Genomic DNA, 15656 nt, shown 5'->3' with positions numbered 1-15656 from the left:
GGGTTGTCGGACAAGCGGGGATATTGCAAGCCTCATTTCATTGGCTTTTGCGAACCGATTAGACCCTTGCGAGACTTGCCGTTTGACCGAGACAGTGCCACAACACCGGTCCAAATGACACATCGGAGGTTTGTCGTGGAAAAGGCAGAAATCGGACTGATCGGCCTTGCGGTCATGGGCTCCAACCTGGCGCTCAACATCGCGGAGAAAGGCAATAAAATCGCGGTGTTCAACCGCACGCCGGAGAAAACCGACGAATTCTACGAAAGCGCCGGCGATCTGAAGAAGCAGATTATTCCCTGCAAAACCATCGAAGAGTTCGTCGATGCGATCCGGCCACCGCGTCCGATCATCATCATGATCAAGGCGGGCGAGCCCGTCGACCAGCAGATGGAGCTGCTGCGCCCGCATCTCTCCAAGGGCGACATCATGATCGATGCCGGCAACGCCAATTTCCGCGACACCGTCGCCCGCTTCGACCGGCTGAAGAATACCGATCTGACCTTCATCGGCATGGGTGTTTCCGGCGGCGAAGAAGGTGCGCGCCATGGCCCGTCAATCATGGTCGGCGGCACCGAAGAGTCCTGGAGGCGCGTCGAGAAGGTGCTGACCTCGATTGCCGCCCGCTACAATGACGAGCCCTGCGTCGCCTGGCTTGGCAATGACGGCGCCGGCCATTTCGTCAAGACCATCCACAACGGCATCGAATATGCAGACATGCAGATGATCGCCGAAATCTACGGCATCCTGCGCGACGGCCTCGGCAAGAGCGCCTCCGAAATCTCCGGCATCTTCGGCGAATGGAACAAGGGCCGGCTGAACTCCTACCTGATCGAAATCTCCGAGAAGGTGCTTGCGGCCACCGATCCGGTCTCCGGCGGACCGATGGTCGACATGATCCTCGACAAGGCCGGCCAGAAGGGTACCGGCAAGTGGTCGGCGATCGAGGCGCAGAACATGGGTATTCCGGCAACGGCGATCGAAGCCGCGGTCGCCGCCCGCAGCCTCTCCTCGATGAAGTCGCAGCGCGAAGCCGCCGAAAAGATCTTCGGCACGCAGGCTGTGTCCTTCCCGATCGCTTACGGCCCCGCGCTGAACAAGGATCTGGAACTGGCGTTGTTTGCCGCCAAGATCGGTGCCTATGCGCAGGGCTTCGCGGTGATGGCGGAAGCTTCGCGCGAGTTCAACTGGTCGCTTCCGATGCCGACCATCGCCCGGATCTGGCGCGCCGGCTGCATCATCCGCTCGCAGTTCCTCGACGAGATCACCTCGGCCTTCACCAAGGCGCCTGACGCTGCCAACCTGATCGTCACGCCTGCCTTCTCCGACATGGTCAAGGAATCGATCCCGGCGCTGCGCCGCGTCGCCGGCGCCGCGATTGCCGCTGGCCTGCCGGTTCCGGCGCTGACCTCGGCGCTGACCTATTTCGACGCCTATCGCCAGGGCAGGGGAACGGCAAACCTCATCCAGGCACAGCGCGACTTCTTCGGCGCCCACGGCTTCGACCGGCTGGACGGCAAGGATTTCCACCACGGCCCCTGGGGCAGCGGTGCGTCGACCTTCTGAGGTTTACCGATTTTCAAGGAGAGGCCCGGCCACAGTGCCGGGCCTTTTGCTGAGATGCCGCGGCCGAGAACCCGGAGATCACGGTGAATAGCATTCGGATAGCCGCCGCCCAGGCGCCGGAGTTTCGGGAGAATGTCGAGGCGGCACTGGATTATGCCTGCGGGATCGCCGCTCGTGCCGAAGCTGAGGGTGTTGCCCTGCTGGTCTTTCCCGAAGGTTTTCTCCAGGGCTACTTGACCGATGAACCATCAGCGCGGCGCGTTGCCCTCGATCTGGCATCGGCCGAGTTCGCGGCGGTCCTCGATCGATTGCCGAAGTCGGGACCGGTGCTGGTCGTAGGGCTGATCGAGATCGATGGCGGGCGATTGTTCAACACCGCCGTTGTCGTCGAGCGCGGCGTTCTCCTCGGCCGCTACCGGAAAACCCACCTGCTGCGCGGCGAAGGGGCTTTCGAGGCAGGAAAGGACAGTCCGCTCTTTGCGATCGGTGCCCTGCGCTTCGGGATCAACATCTGCTACGACCAATTTTCCGGAAGCAGCGGCAAAGGTCGCCGCATCTGGCGCGTCGCTGATCCTATGCCTGTCTAACAACATGATGCCACGGGAAAAGGCGGAAATATTCAAGCAGCTGCATAATGCCGTTCGAGGTGAAAGATGCCGCGAGACAGGCCTGTGGCTGATATCGTCCGACGTAACCGGTGAACGCGACGGGCGTATCGCCTGGGGACCGCCCGCCGTGCTGAGCCCAGAGGGGCAGGTCGTGGCGCAGCTGCCGCTGGAGGAGCCCGGCTTGCTGGTCTTCGACTTTCCCTGCATAGCACCTGTGAGCTATCGCGCTTGAGGAATTGACTGAGATGCTTATCCGAGACGAAACGCCTGATGATATCGATGCGATCCATGATCTGACCTCGACCGCCTTCAGGCTGATGCCCTACAGCGACGGTACGGAAGCGGAGATTGTCCGAAGGCTTCGCGCGGCGGGCGATCTCAAGATATCGCTGGTCGCCGAGCAGGATGGCGAGATTCTCGGGCATGTCGCGTTTTCGCCGGTGACGATCAACGGCATGCATGAAGGCTGGTTCGGATTGGGTCCAATCTCGGTCAAGCCGGAGAGACAGCGGCAGGGGATCGGCAAGGTGCTGATCACAAGGGGTCTCGAACTGCTGAAGGGGATGGGCGCCAGCGGATGCGCCCTGATCGGTAATCCCGAGATCTACCACCGTGTCGGTTTCAGCAGCGATGGACAACTGAAGTATCTCGACCTCGATACGTCGCTCGTGCAGCGGATTGTCTTTCGCGGACCTTCGCCAAGCGGGACGTTGCAATTCGCTCCGGCATTTGAAAGCTAGAATATTCCGTTCAACGGCCGAAACTTCAAAACCAACCTAACCGGGAAGGCGACGACATGTCCGAAGCGGGCGCGATGACCATTCGAACCGAGCGTCTCAAGCTCCGCATGCCTGATATCGGCGATTTCGCCGCCTATGCTGAGATCATGGCGTCGCCGCGATCTGTCGGAATGGGTGGCCCGTTCGATCTGCACGCGGCGTGGGGGATGTTCTGTCACGACGTCGCGCTCTGGCAGCTTTTCGGGCACGGAGCGCTGATGATAGAGCTTGGCGAAACCGGCGAATGCGTCGGCCAGGTGGGGATCAATCACGGACCGCTCTTTCCCGAAAAGGAACTGGGCTGGTTCGTCTACGAGGGATACGAGGGTAGAGGTTATGCGACCGAAGCGGCGTTCGCGCTACGCAACTGGGCCTTCGCGACGCTCAAATTGCCGTCGCTCGTCAGCTATATCGCTCCCGGCAATGCCGCATCCGTTGGCGTTGCGGAGCGGCTGGGCGCGCGTCTCGATCCCGCAGCACCCCGAACAGAGCCTGCCGATCTCGTTTACCGTCACCTCGCGTCCTGAAACGCGGAACATGGTCTTGGGCGCACTGCGATTGGTTGCAGACGTCTCAGTTCTTACATGTTGATCAGCTACTGCATACTTGAAAGCGCTACAGCGTCCTTTGCGCGTCTGAAACGACGCTTGGCGCTGTAGGATATCGGGCTCGGCAAGAGATGGGGATATCGGATGACAGGCGGGAAACAGGAACACTGGGACGAGGTCTACCGCACGAAATCTGCCGACAGTGTCAGCTGGTATCAGCCGACACCTAAGCCTTCCTTATGGGCGCTTGACGAGCTGCAACTGCCGGTCACGGCCTCGCTGATCGATGTGGGTGGCGGCGCATCAAACCTGGCCGACCGTCTTGTTGAGCGCGGGTGGTCCGACCTCACCGTCCTTGACATCGCCGCGGCGGCGCTCGAGGTCGCCAAGGCGCGGCTGCGGGATGAAGCCGTCCGCATCGCCTGGGTGGTTGCCGACGTCACGTCGTGGCAGCCCGACCGCCATTACGATGTGTGGCACGACCGCGCTGTCTTTCACTTCCTCACCGAACCAGAGCAGCGGCTGGCCTATCGCCGCGCACTCGAAACCGGCACGGCGCCGGGCAGCGTCGTGATCATCGCGACCTTCGCGCCGGACGGGCCGGAACGGTGCAGCGGCTTGCCGGTCCAGCGTTACGACGCGGTGGCGCTTGCGACCGAATTCTCGTCCACCTTCGTGCTTCAGCGTGACTGGCGGGAGGAACACACGACACCCGGCGGCGGCCGGCAGTCGTTCCAGTGGTGCGTCTTTCGCAGGCGCTAACGATCTCGTCTACTGCTGCCTCGGTTCCCGAGAGAGGCAGTCGAGGATGAAATCCGCCCGGTCGGCGACCGCGATTTTCGGCAGCATCACGACGTCGTAGCCGAGCATGGGATAGACGGCGGCAAGTCGATCATATTCGGCGACCGCCTCGTCGAAGCCATGGCGCCGCTCGGGGTCGGTCGTGTAAATTTCGGGCCATGGCGGCGTGAGAAAAATCCTCGGGTGATAGCGGTGGGCGGCGCTCAATTTTTCCAGGACCGGTTCTCCGGTCAGGTGCTGCAGCGTTGCCGCCGCATCGATCAGCCCGCGATCGAAAAACGTCCAACTGGACTGCTCAGGCGCCGCCGCGTGATCGGCGATCGCCATCTCAATTGCGCGACGAGCGAAGGCCACCATGTCGACCCAGGGTAGGGCTGCGCCGTCGCCCTCGAGTTCCTGCTTGACGATCCGTCGGCCGGGCTCTTCGACGACAGCATGACCGCGGGCGGCAAGCTCCTGAAGCAGCGTCGATTTTCCGCCGCCGGAACATCCGGAAATCAAGACCGATCTGTTCATGATCAAGCTCCGGTCTCAGGCGGACCGTCGGGCGCGCGCCAGGCCGTGGTCCACCAGGCGGTCGATGATTTCGGCGTAGGTGACGCCACTTGCCGCCATCGCTTTGGAATACATGCTGATATCGGTGAAGCCGGGGATGGTATTGATTTCATTGACGAGGAACTGCATGTCGTCGGTCAGGAAGAAGTCAATGCGGGCCATGCCATCGCAGCCGACCGCCCTGAAGGCTCTTGCGGCTACGTCGCGCATGGCGGTCTCGACCTCCTGCGGCAGTTCTGCCGGCACCTTCAGCGCCGCACCTTTCTCGTCAATATATTTGGCATCGTAACTATAAAAGCCGTGGCTTTCGGTCGGCACGATCTCGCCCGGCCGGGAGACGAAGAGTTCTCCTGCGGCATCTTCCAAGACGCTGAATTCGATCTCACGGCCGCGCACGAATTCCTCGGCGAGCAGCGTGCGATCGTGGCGGAAGGCCTCAGCAAGGGCGGGCGCTAATTCCTGGCTGGCATGGACCTTGGCAACGCCGACCGACGATCCCTGGCGCGCAGGCTTGATGAAGAGCGGCAGGCCGAGCTCGCCTTCCAAGGCTGCCAGTGAAGGGGCGGCACCCTCATGGATCGTCACCGCGCGCGCCACCGGCAGGCCCGCCGCCCTTAGCAAGCGTTTGGCGATGTCCTTGTCGAGCGCTGCGGCGGAGCCGAGGATGCCGCAACCGGCGAGTGGAACGCGGGCCACCTCCGCCGCGCCCTGTACCGATCCGTCCTCGCCATGCTGGCCGTGCAGCATGGGAAACAGGATGTCGATCTGCGCCAACTCATAGGGCGTGCCATGAGTTGGGATCGCCAGCACCCGGCCGCGCCCACCTGGCACCAGGCAGATTTCCATGCCTGATGAAGGCGTCGCCAGCACGCCGTCCTCGAAACTGCTCAGCAGCCATTGCCCCTTTCGGTTGGTGAAAACAGGGATGGCGTCGTATTTTTCGGGCTTGAGCGCGCCCATGACATTGGTTGCCGAGAGCACGGAAACTTCGTGCTCGGCCGAGCGGCCGCCGAAGAGCACGGCAATGCGCAGCCTGTTTGGGGATGGGGTCATGAAAGCCTCCGAAACGATCTGGTGTTGAAAAGGGTCAGGCGTCGACCGATATGCCGCGATTGGCGAAGAAACGGTCGAAGATGGCAAGCGGCAGCGTCACATCGGCCTGGCTCGCTTCGTCATGACCGGACGGGTTGTGAAAGCGGATTGTCTCGTCGCTGGCTGCCGTCACCAGCACCAAGTGTCCGCCCTTCGACGGCGGCTCGCGCTCCGGCCAGCGGATGCCCGAGTTCACCGAGGCGATGAAGAACCGGCGCTTCAACAGAAGCTCGGGAATGGCTGGCGTCTTGACGCAGGTGATCGTCTCCGCGCTAAGTCCGAAGCGCTCGGCGGCGAAGCGGACGAAGGGCGCGTAAATCAGCCCCTTGATCGAGGCGTCGATCTCGTTGACGACATAACCGCCATAGGCAGTGCAGGCGCGGGCAAGCTCGAGAGTCGGATGGATCTCGCCGCGGGCGGCAAGGATCATCTTCAGGCAGGCCATGCCGCAGACATTGACCGCCCAGCGCGCATATTCCTCGATCGTCGCGGCTCCCGAATGGCGCCAGAGCGGATCGCCAAGCAGCGCCTGCGATCCCTCGGCAAGCACCGGCAGTGTCATACCGGGTGTTTCCCATTGGCTGAAATAGGGCACGCCGCTCTGCTGCATCCTGTCGAATCCCCCGTGGCTCGTTTCTGAGATGGCGGGCAATCTTGGCTTTTTTCGAACCGATGCGGCACGCCCTGGTCGTTAAGCCGCTGGCGACCGCCTATCGCGGTATCCATGCCGTGACATGGCACGGCGAGGGCCGCCACCCGAAGATCTCGGCGGTGTCGATCAGCTGGTAAGGAACGCGCTGGGGGATCTGATCGGAGCTTTTCGTGCGAATACTCTCTTGGCATAAGCGATCATATCGGGCACTCTTGGCCTATGACCATGGCAACTCAAGCACCAATTGCCCGCGGAAGCGGTGCACGACTTATCACCACGGCCTCCTGATCGGAGCCGGGTCGACGCTGTCGTTTGCTTTCCGTTTATTTGCCTGAGTTACCATCCATGGACATCAGATCGTTTCCCAAGCCATATTGTGCCTTTTCCGTCCTGCAGGCGGTACTGAGATTCCGTGCCGCAACTCCGCGCGGATTTCGACTTAGCCGCGGCTGCCAGACGTCACCGGAGCACCGGCAGCCGTAGCTGCTCCTGAACCAAAGAACGCCTCCATTTTTCAGGACACGCCGCCGCAAAAGCCGGTCGGCGCGAGGAGTAATTGATGCCATATGATCCCACAAAGATCGAACCGAAGTGGCAGGCCCATTGGGCCGACCACTATATCTTCCGAGCGGAAATCGATCCGGCCAGACCGAAATTCTACGCACTCGACATGTTCCCATATCCGTCCGGTGCGGGCCTGCATGTAGGCCATCCTCTCGGCTATACGGCCACTGATATCATGTGCCGCTACAAACGCATGCGCGGCTTCAATGTCTTGCATCCGATGGGATGGGACAGTTTCGGCCTGCCGGCGGAGCGCCACGCGATGCGGACTGGTGTGCATCCCGATATCATGACGAAGCGTAATATCGAGACGTTTCGCGGGCAGGTGCAGAGGCTGGGTTTCTCCTATGACTGGAGCCGCGAGTTTGCCACGACCGACCCCGCCTATGTGCGCTGGACGCAGTGGATATTCCTGAAGCTGTTCGAGACGGGCCTCGCCTATCAGGCCGAGGTCGCGGTCAACTGGTGCCCGGTACAGAACGCAGTGCTTGCCGACGAGGAGGTCAAGGACGGGCGTTATGTCGAGACCGGTGATCCCGTCATTCGGCGCAGGATGCGCCAGTGGATGCTGCGCATCACGGCCTATGCCGATCGGCTGCTGCAGGGACTGGACGGCCTCGACTGGCCCGAAAGCCTGAAAGCCATGCAGCGCAACTGGATCGGACGCTCCGAAGGCGCCGAAATCCGGTTTCCGCTCGAGCACGGCAAAGAGGTCACTACCGTTTTCACGACGCGCCCCGAGACCCTTTTCGGAGGAAGCTATATCGTGCTCGCGCCGGAGCATCCTGCAGTTGCCGCCATCGTCGAGCCGGAAATGCGCGAGGCGGTGGCCGCCTATATTGCCGAGGCTGAAGGATTGGAAGAGACGGCGCGGGCCGATGCCGGGCGCGAGAAGACGGGCGTCTTCACCGGCGCCTATGCGATCAACCCTGCCAACGGAGCCCGGCTGCCGGTTTGGGTGGCCGATTACGTGCTGGCTGGCTACGGCACCGGCGCCCTGATGGCGGTGCCGGCTCATGACGCGCGCGACCACGCTTTTGCCCATGCGCATGAGCTGCCGATCATTCGCGTGATCGACAGCGAGGATGATATTGAAAAGGCGGCGTTTGAGGGTGAGGGGGCGATGGTCAACTCCGGCTTCCTGAGTGGCCTGGGCTCGCCGGAGGCGAGATCCGCCATCATCACCTGGCTGCAGGCGAACGGCGCGGGCTGGCCGAAGGTCACGTATCGCCTGCGCGACTGGCTGTTTTCCCGCCAGCGCTACTGGGGTGAGCCGATCCCGGTGCTGCATCTGGCAGATGGCTCGGTGATGCCGCTGCCCGAGGAATGCCTGCCGCTGCTGCCGCCTGAACTGGACGACTACGCTCCGACGCCGGATGGCGAACCGCCGCTTGCCCGTGCGCAGGCCTGGGTCGAAACGATCGTGCCGGGCACCGACATTCCGGCACGGCGGGAGACCAACACGATGCCGCAATGGGCGGGCTCCTGCTGGTATTATCTCAGGTTCCTCGATCCGGAGAACACCAGCGAACCCGTCGGGCGCGAGGCCGAGCGCTATTGGATGCCGGTCGATCTCTATGTCGGCGGCGCCGAGCACGCGGTACTGCATCTGCTCTATGCCCGCTTCTGGCATAAGGTGCTCTACGACATCGGCGTCGTTTCGACGGAAGAGCCGTTCCAGCGGTTGTTCAACCAAGGCATGATCCTTGCTCATTCCTACCGCGATGCGGCGGGCAGGTATTGCGCGCCGTCTTCCGTCGTCGAAGAGGAGGGCAGATGGTTCGCTGAGACGGTCGAAGTGCAGCGTGCCGTCGAGAAGATGTCGAAGTCCCGGCTGAACGTTGTTAACCCCGACGATGTCGTCCATCAGTTCGGGGCCGACGCCTTGCGCCTGTACGAGATGTTCATGGGACCTCTGGACGCGGCAAAACCCTGGCAGACCGCTGGCGTGATCGGCGTGCGTCGGTTTCTGGAGCGTGCCTGGCGTATTGTCTGCGACGAGAGCGACGGCCTCTCTCCACTGGTGCTGGAGGCGGCCCCCAGCCCGCAGCTTCTGCGCTTGCGCCACCAGACGGTGAAGACCGTGACGGCGGATATCGAAGCAATTCGGTTCAATACCGCGGTTTCCCGGCTGATGGAACTGGCCAACGCACTGACGGCGGAAGCAGTGCGTCCGCGCGAAGTGGTGGAGACATTCGTGCTGTTGCTCGCACCCTTTGCGCCTCACATCGCGGAGGAGTTATGGAGCAAGGTTGGTCACGGGGAAACACTGACATGGGTTTCCTGGCCCACCTTCGATCCTGCAATGATCGAGATGGAGACCCGCGAATATGTCGTGCAGATCAACGGCAAGGTTCGCCACCGCTTCGAAGCCGCCGCCGATCTCGGCGAGGCGCTGCTTGCAGCGGCGCGATCCGAACCTTCCGTCATGGCCTTGCTCGACGGCAAAACGGTGGTCAAGGAAGTTCTGGTCCCGGGGCGACTGGTGAATTTCGTCGTCGACGACCTGTGATGATCCAAAGCCGATCGCCGGGATTTGGGCCCGACGATCCGTTCCCCCAACCGACTGCCTACCTGCCGCTCTCCGGCCAGGTCGGCTGGCTTACGCTCTGCAGCAGTTCCGGTTCGACGCCGTCGATGCGGGCGATGACGGCTTTGGCCATTTCGCGGCCGGCTTGGCGCACGTCTTCCTGGGCAGTGATGATCTCGGGGCGGATCCAGTTCAGGATCGGAACCGATTGCTTGGAGACCATGTCGAGATCGCGGCCGAGCGCCTTGCCGGCGGCTTCGATGCCGGCATTGACGGCGATTGCAGCACTGCCGGCCGAACAGACGATGCCGTCGGGGGCGTTGGCCGAGCGCATCATCACCTCGACGATGTCGCGGATGTCGGCGAGCGGTGCGTCGGTGTTGACGCGCAACGGCACTTCCTCGGCGCCGTAATCATGCAGGCCGGTCTGGAAGCCGATGCGGATATGGGCGTAGTAGGTGAGCTTGCTTGGCGGTTGCAGCAGGGCGATGCGGCGCCGGCCGCGCTTGACCAGCTTTTCCACGGCCTGGTGGGCAAAGGCCTCGTTGTCGAAATCGTGGAAGGGGTGCGTGAGACCCGCATCGGTGCGCCCATGCGTGGCAAAGGGCATGCCGCGCTCGCTCAGCAGCCGCACGCGCGGATCGTCCGGCTCGATGCGGGAGATGATGACGCCGTCGGCCGAACCGGTATCGAGGATATAGCGCACCGGCAGCATCGGGTCCTTGCTGTGGGAATGCGGCGTGATGACGATATGATAGGGCGTGCCGGATAGCACCTCGGAAATGCCGAAGACCATCTGGCTCGAGAAGCCCATGATCTCCTCGTCGATGCTGAGAACGAGGGCGATGACGTTGGTCTTGCCGGTGCGCAGGCGCACACCTGCCCTGTTCGGCTGGTAGCCGAGTTGGCGGGCGACCATGCGCACGCGCTCCTTGGTTTCCGCCCCAATATCCGGCGCATCCTTCAGCGCGCGCGACACCGTCGTCACGCCAAGGCCGGTCATGAAGGCGATCGTCTTCAACGTCGGGCGCTCGCGCGCTGCCGGCGTCGATGCCGCGTTCCCGAAATTTCCCTTGTTTTCCATCCCTTTAGGCCGTCCTGCGCGAATTGGTGTCGCTTATAGAGGCTTTTTCCAGCGTCGTAAGCCCGCCGCATGCCAAAATCGCACCTCCCTGAAGAATGCAATCTGTAACGATACAGTAGAAATGTCGAGCGGTTTTTGTTGTGTGCATTGCAGCATCATACGCATAGGTTGAATCGGCAATTCGTGCTCTGTTTTTTTGCAATTGCGAAGAGGCCAAATCGCTCGGCTGAATTTTTCATGTAAAATTATGATGTAAATTCAAACAGATAAATTGAAAACGCATTTGCGAGAACGGCCGACTGAATATCGCTTCAGGGGATCCGACGCCTCTGATGGAAACAGGCAGAAGTAGCAATTCCCGTCATCGCGGAAAAATTTGCCTGCAGGTAGTTGCGTGGAGAAATCGATTGATCTAAGTTTTTCCGGCAACGTTTCAGTGAGGGAGGAGAACTCATGAAAATCCGTATATTGGCGGCCGTGCTTGCCGCCTCGGTCGCGCTTCCGTTCGGCGCCGCCAACGCCACCGATCTCGAAGTCACGCACTGGTGGACTTCGGGCGGTGAATCCGCTGCCGTCGCCGAGCTGGCAAAGGCATTCGACGCCACCGGCAACCACTGGGTCGACGGTGCTATCGCCGGTTCCGGCGGCACTGCCCGTCCGATCATGATCAGCCGCATCACCGGCGGCGATCCGATGGGCGCCACTCAGTTCAACCATGGCCGCCAGGCCGAGGAACTCGTTCAGGCCGGCCTGATGCGCGACCTGACCGATGTGGCGACTGCCGAGCACTGGAAGGATATCATTCGTCCGTCGAGCCTGCTCGATTCCTGCACCATCGACGGCAAGATCTACTGCGCTCCCGTCAACATCCACTCCTGGCAGTGGTTGTGGCTTTCGAACGCCGCCTTCAAGAAGGCCGGCGTCGAAGTTCCGAAGAACTGGGATGAGTTTGTCGCTGCGGCTCCGGCTCTCGAAAAGGCCGGCATCATTCCGCTGGCCGTCGGCGGTCAGCCGTGGCAGGCGACAGGCGCTTTCGACGTGCTGATGGTTGCGGTCGCCGGCAAGGATACCTTCAACAAAGTCTTCAAGGACAAGGATGCAGAAGTTGCCGCCGGTCCTGAAATCGCCAAGGTGTTCAAGGCGGCCGACGACGCTCGGCGCATGGCCAAAGGCAGCAACGTCCAGGATTGGAACCAGGCCACCAACCTTGTCATCACAGGCAAGGCCGGCGGCCAGATCATGGGCGACTGGGCACAGGGTGAGTTCGCGCTCGCCGGTCAGAAGGCCGGTACCGACTATACTTGCCTGCCGGGCCTCGGCGTGAACGAGATCATCTCGACCGGCGGCGATGCCTTCTACTTCCCGCTGCTGAAGGACGAAGAAAAGTCCAAGGCGCAGGCGGTGCTTGCCAAGACCCTGCTCGATCCCAAGACCCAGGTTGCCTTTAACCTGAAGAAGGGTTCGCTGCCTGTTCGCAGCGACGTCGATCTCGCCGCCGCCAACGACTGCATGAAGAAGGGTCTCGACATCCTGGCCAAGGGCAACGTGATCCAAGGCACCGACCAGCTGCTTTCGGCCGACAGCCAGAAGCAGAAGGAAGACCTTTTCTCCGAATTCTTCGCCAATCCATCGATGACGCCGGAAGACGCTCAGAAGCGTTTCGCCGGGATCATCGCTTCTGCTGACTGATCAGCAGATTCGTTGCCCTCGCGGTCCGGCTCCCATCGGGGCCGGATCGTTCCGAACGGTCGGTGATGGTCCGGCGGGCGGCGGCGTCTCTCTGGTATCTTCAGCAGGTTTCAGAGGTGGAGACGACAGGCGGCGCCTTGCCGTTCTGTTAGTTGTCGCAGTGCGATTGAGGAGAAGTGTTTATGACGGGTCAAGCGCGAGCAGGCCGGCCAAACAAGTTACTGCGCAATCTGAATGCCAAGATTGCGTCTATCCCGATGATCCTGACAGCGCTGGTGATCTTTGTCGGCGGCACGTTTTGGACGGTCTTTTATTCTTTCACCAATTCCAAGCTCCTTCCGCGGTTGAGCTTTGTCGGCTTCGATCAGTACCAGCGCCTCTGGGCGGCACCCCGCTGGGTGACGGCGATCGAGAATCTGGCTGTCTACGGCATCCTCTCGCTGATCTTCAGCCTGGTCATCGGTTTCATGCTCGCCGCGCTGATGGACCAGAAAATCCGCTTCGAAAACACCTTCCGCACCATCTTTCTCTATCCCTTCGCACTGTCCTTCATCGTGACGGGCCTCGTCTGGCAATGGGTTCTGAACCCCGATTTCGGCATTCAGGCGGTGGTGCGCTCGATCGGGTGGACGAGTTTCACCTTCAATCCGCTCTATACGCCTGAAATCGTCATCTACGGCATTCTGATCGCGGCGCTGTGGCAGGGAACGGGTCTCGTCATGTGCCTAATGCTTGCCGGCCTGCGTGGGATCGACGAGGACATCTGGAAAGCGGCGCGCGTGGACGGCATTCCGATGTGGAGGACCTATCTCTTCATCGTGATCCCGATGATGCGGCCGGTCTTTATCACCACGATCGTGATCATCGCCTCCGGCATCGTCAAGGTCTACGACCTCGTGGTGGCGCAGACATCGGGCGGACCGGGCATTTCTTCGGAAGTGCCGGCGAAATATGTCTACGACTACATGTTCCAGGCGCAGAACCTGGGGCAGGGCTTTGCTGCCTCGACCATGATGCTCGTCACAGTCGCGATCATCATCGTTCCGTGGGCCTATCTGGAATTCGGCGGAGGGCGCAAGCGTGGCTGAAGTAGGAACTCTCAACACCACCGCTGCCGCCATCGACGCCGTCGGGGCTAAACTCGGCGAAGGCCCCAGCGGCCCCCGGCCACGCCCGGCACTGTCGGGGCGCAACATCATGCTCTACGGCACGCTGATCGTCGCAGCGCTTTACTACCTGCTGCCGCTCTATGTGATGGTGGTGACTTCGCTGAAGGGCATGCCGGAAATCCGGCTCGGCAACATCTTTTCGCCGCCGGTGGAGGTCACCTTCGAACCCTGGGTGAAAGCCTGGGCGCAGGCCTGTACCGGGCTCAACTGCGATGGCCTGTCGCGCGGTTTCTGGAATTCGGTACGCATCACGGTGCCGTCGGTCATCATCTCGATCGCGATCGCCTCGGTGAACGGCTACGCGCTGGCAAACTGGCGCTTCAGAGGCTCTGAGCTTTTCTTCTCGATCCTCATCATCGGGGCATTTATTCCCTATCAGGTAATGATCTATCCGATAGTCATCATCCTGCGCGAAATCGGCATCTACGGCACGCTGACCGGCCTCGTCATCGTGCATTCGATCTTCGGCATGCCGATCCTGACGCTGCTCTTCCGCAATTATTTCGTGTCGCTGCCGGAGGAACTGTTCAAGGCGGCGCGTGTCGACGGGGCGGGCTTCTGGCAGATCTTCCTGCGGATCATGCTGCCGATGTCGCTGCCGATCTTCGTGGTCGCGATGATCCTGCAGGTGACCGGCATCTGGAACGACTTCCTGTTCGGCGTGGTCTTCACCCGGCCGGATACCTATCCGATGACCGTGCAGCTCAACAACATCGTCAATTCCGTCCAGGGCGTGAAGGAATACAACGTCAACATGGCGGCAACGATCCTGACGGGTCTCGTGCCGCTCATCGTCTACTTCGTGTCGGGACGGCTTTTCGTCCGCGGCATCGCCGCCGGCGCAGTGAAGGGTTGATCTCATGAATATGAATGCAAGCGTCTCCATCAAGGATCTGTCCCTGAACTTCGGCTCGGTCAGCGTGCTGAAGGATCTCAACCTCGACATCAATGACGGCGAATTCCTGGTGCTGCTCGGCTCGTCCGGCTGCGGCAAGTCGACCTTGCTGAATTGCATCGCCGGCCTGCTCGATGCCTCGGAAGGGCAGATCTTCATCAAGGGCAAGAACGTTACCTGGGAAGAGCCTAAGGACCGCGGCATCGGCATGGTGTTCCAGTCCTATGCGCTCTATCCGCAGATGACCGTCGAGAAGAACCTGTCCTTCGGTCTTCGCGTCGCTAAGGTGCCGCAGGCAGAGATCGACAAGCGCGTGGCGCGTGCCTCCGAAATCCTGCAGATTCAGCCGCTCCTGAAGCGCAAGCCGGCCGAGCTTTCCGGCGGCCAGCGACAGCGCGTGGCGATCGGACGGGCACTGGTGCGCGATGTCGACGTCTTCCTGTTCGACGAGCCGCTGTCCAATCTCGACGCCAAACTCCGCTCGGAGCTGCGCGTCGAGATCAAGCGCCTGCACCAGTCGCTGAAGAACACGATGATCTACGTCACCCACGACCAGATCGAGGCGCTGACCCTTGCCGACCGCATCGCCATCATGAAGAGCGGCATCATCCAGCAGCTCGACGATCCGACGACGATCTACAATAGGCCGCGCAATCTGTTCGTCGCCGGCTTCATCGGCTCGCCGTCGATGAATTTCCTGCACGGCGAGCTGGTCAAATCAGGCGACGGCATTGCCTTTTCGGCCAACGCCGTCATTTTCTCGCTCGCTGCCTACGACGCTAGCGAGATGCTGCAACCCGGCCGCAAGGTGGTGCTCGGCGTTCGTCCAGAACACATCAAGGTCAACGAGAATACCGGCGGCGAAGAACATGACGCCACCGTCGATATCGAGGAGCCGATGGGCGCGGACAATCTGCTGTGGCTGAAACACGCTGGTCACACGATGTCGGTACGTGTCAACGGCGCGCGCCGCTTCAATGTCGGAGCCAAGGTGAAGCTCAGCTTCGACATGACGGTCGCCTCGGTCTTCGACGCCGAAAGCGAGCTGCGTCTCTAGAAAGGTTCTAGGGCGGGGCCATTAGGCCAGGGCGAGTTTGGCGAAAAGGCCAACCCCGCTCTCCGTC

At 61.5% G+C, this 15656-nt stretch carries 14 protein-coding genes and 1 pseudogene; 11 read left to right on the top strand and 4 right to left on the bottom strand.

Going from position 1 to position 15656, the window contains the following annotated elements; all coding sequences use genetic code 11:
• Nucleotides 1-114 precede the first annotated feature (114 nt).
• The 5 genes and pseudogenes from gndA to HFO99_RS03465 all read left to right on the top strand — a co-directional run bounded on the left by gndA (nucleotide 115) and on the right by HFO99_RS03465 (nucleotide 4263).
• Nucleotides 115-1566 carry an NADP-dependent phosphogluconate dehydrogenase gene (gndA, locus tag HFO99_RS03485; protein WP_222359310.1) on the top strand — a complete coding sequence of 484 codons (1452 nt, stop codon included), beginning with the start codon at nucleotides 115-117 and terminating at the stop codon, nucleotides 1564-1566.
• Between the two features lie 83 nt (nucleotides 1567-1649).
• Nucleotides 1650-2406 (top strand): annotated as a pseudogene (locus HFO99_RS03480) (carbon-nitrogen hydrolase family protein).
• A gap of 13 nt (nucleotides 2407-2419) precedes the next feature.
• On the top strand, nucleotides 2420-2914 hold the full coding sequence (locus HFO99_RS03475; RefSeq protein ID WP_222359308.1) for a GNAT family N-acetyltransferase: 495 nt from the start codon (nucleotides 2420-2422) through the stop codon (nucleotides 2912-2914).
• A gap of 56 nt (nucleotides 2915-2970) precedes the next feature.
• Nucleotides 2971-3480, top strand: a complete 510-nt coding sequence (locus tag HFO99_RS03470) for a GNAT family N-acetyltransferase (RefSeq protein WP_222359306.1) — start codon at nucleotides 2971-2973, stop codon at nucleotides 3478-3480.
• 165 nt (nucleotides 3481-3645) lie between these two features.
• The gene (locus tag HFO99_RS03465) at nucleotides 3646-4263 is read left to right on the top strand and encodes a class I SAM-dependent methyltransferase (RefSeq protein WP_222359304.1); all 618 of its coding nucleotides are present in this window, start codon (nucleotides 3646-3648) and stop codon (nucleotides 4261-4263) included.
• A gap of 9 nt (nucleotides 4264-4272) precedes the next feature.
• Here HFO99_RS03465 and HFO99_RS03460 read toward each other — a convergent pair whose 3' ends face one another.
• From HFO99_RS03460 to HFO99_RS03450, 3 genes are read right to left on the bottom strand one after another with little or no spacing between them, the layout of a single operon-like run.
• Nucleotides 4273-4818 (bottom strand): AAA family ATPase, encoded by a 546-nt coding sequence (locus HFO99_RS03460; RefSeq protein ID WP_222359302.1) that lies wholly within the window; start codon nucleotides 4816-4818, stop codon nucleotides 4273-4275.
• Nucleotides 4819-4833: 15 nt separating this feature from the next.
• Complete coding sequence (locus HFO99_RS03455) at nucleotides 4834-5910, bottom strand: D-alanine--D-alanine ligase family protein (RefSeq protein ID WP_222359300.1); 1077 nt, start codon at nucleotides 5908-5910, stop codon at nucleotides 4834-4836.
• A 34-nt stretch (nucleotides 5911-5944) separates the two neighbouring features.
• Nucleotides 5945-6559 (bottom strand): C39 family peptidase, encoded by a 615-nt coding sequence (locus tag HFO99_RS03450; RefSeq protein WP_222359299.1) that lies wholly within the window; start codon nucleotides 6557-6559, stop codon nucleotides 5945-5947.
• Nucleotides 6560-6603: 44 nt separating this feature from the next.
• On the opposite strand from HFO99_RS03450, the gene HFO99_RS33250 reads away from it, so the two are divergent.
• Both HFO99_RS33250 and leuS read left to right on the top strand, forming a co-directional pair.
• Nucleotides 6604-6738 (top strand): hypothetical protein, encoded by a 135-nt coding sequence (locus tag HFO99_RS33250; protein ID WP_261322979.1) that lies wholly within the window; start codon nucleotides 6604-6606, stop codon nucleotides 6736-6738.
• 422 nt (nucleotides 6739-7160) lie between these two features.
• Nucleotides 7161-9677, top strand: a complete 2517-nt coding sequence (gene leuS / locus HFO99_RS03445; RefSeq protein WP_222359297.1) for a leucine--tRNA ligase — start codon at nucleotides 7161-7163, stop codon at nucleotides 9675-9677.
• 58 nt (nucleotides 9678-9735) lie between these two features.
• Here the strand turns inward: leuS and HFO99_RS03440 are convergent, their stop codons facing one another.
• Nucleotides 9736-10779: a LacI family transcriptional regulator gene (locus HFO99_RS03440; RefSeq protein WP_018074623.1), complete on the bottom strand. Its 1044-nt coding sequence runs from the start codon at nucleotides 10777-10779 to the stop codon at nucleotides 9736-9738.
• Nucleotides 10780-11232: 453 nt separating this feature from the next.
• On the opposite strand from HFO99_RS03440, the gene HFO99_RS03435 reads away from it, so the two are divergent.
• From HFO99_RS03435 to HFO99_RS03420, 4 genes are all read left to right on the top strand, one after another.
• Nucleotides 11233-12468 (top strand): ABC transporter substrate-binding protein, encoded by a 1236-nt coding sequence (locus HFO99_RS03435; RefSeq protein WP_222249919.1) that lies wholly within the window; start codon nucleotides 11233-11235, stop codon nucleotides 12466-12468.
• A 182-nt stretch (nucleotides 12469-12650) separates the two neighbouring features.
• The gene (locus tag HFO99_RS03430; protein WP_017964644.1) at nucleotides 12651-13556 is read left to right on the top strand and encodes a carbohydrate ABC transporter permease; all 906 of its coding nucleotides are present in this window, start codon (nucleotides 12651-12653) and stop codon (nucleotides 13554-13556) included.
• On the top strand, nucleotides 13549-14493 hold the full coding sequence (locus tag HFO99_RS03425; RefSeq protein WP_222249921.1) for a carbohydrate ABC transporter permease: 945 nt from the start codon (nucleotides 13549-13551) through the stop codon (nucleotides 14491-14493). The genes HFO99_RS03430 and HFO99_RS03425 overlap by 8 nt, the downstream gene beginning before the upstream one ends.
• A 4-nt stretch (nucleotides 14494-14497) precedes the next feature.
• The gene (locus HFO99_RS03420; protein WP_222359295.1) at nucleotides 14498-15589 is read left to right on the top strand and encodes an ABC transporter ATP-binding protein; all 1092 of its coding nucleotides are present in this window, start codon (nucleotides 14498-14500) and stop codon (nucleotides 15587-15589) included.
• The last annotated feature ends 67 nt before the right edge of the window (nucleotides 15590-15656 follow it).

Origin of the sequence: Rhizobium leguminosarum, assembly GCF_019798305.1 — a bacterium.
GTDB lineage: Bacteria > Pseudomonadota > Alphaproteobacteria > Rhizobiales > Rhizobiaceae > Rhizobium > Rhizobium leguminosarum_U.
This window is presented reverse-complemented; position numbering and strand designations above follow the sequence as displayed.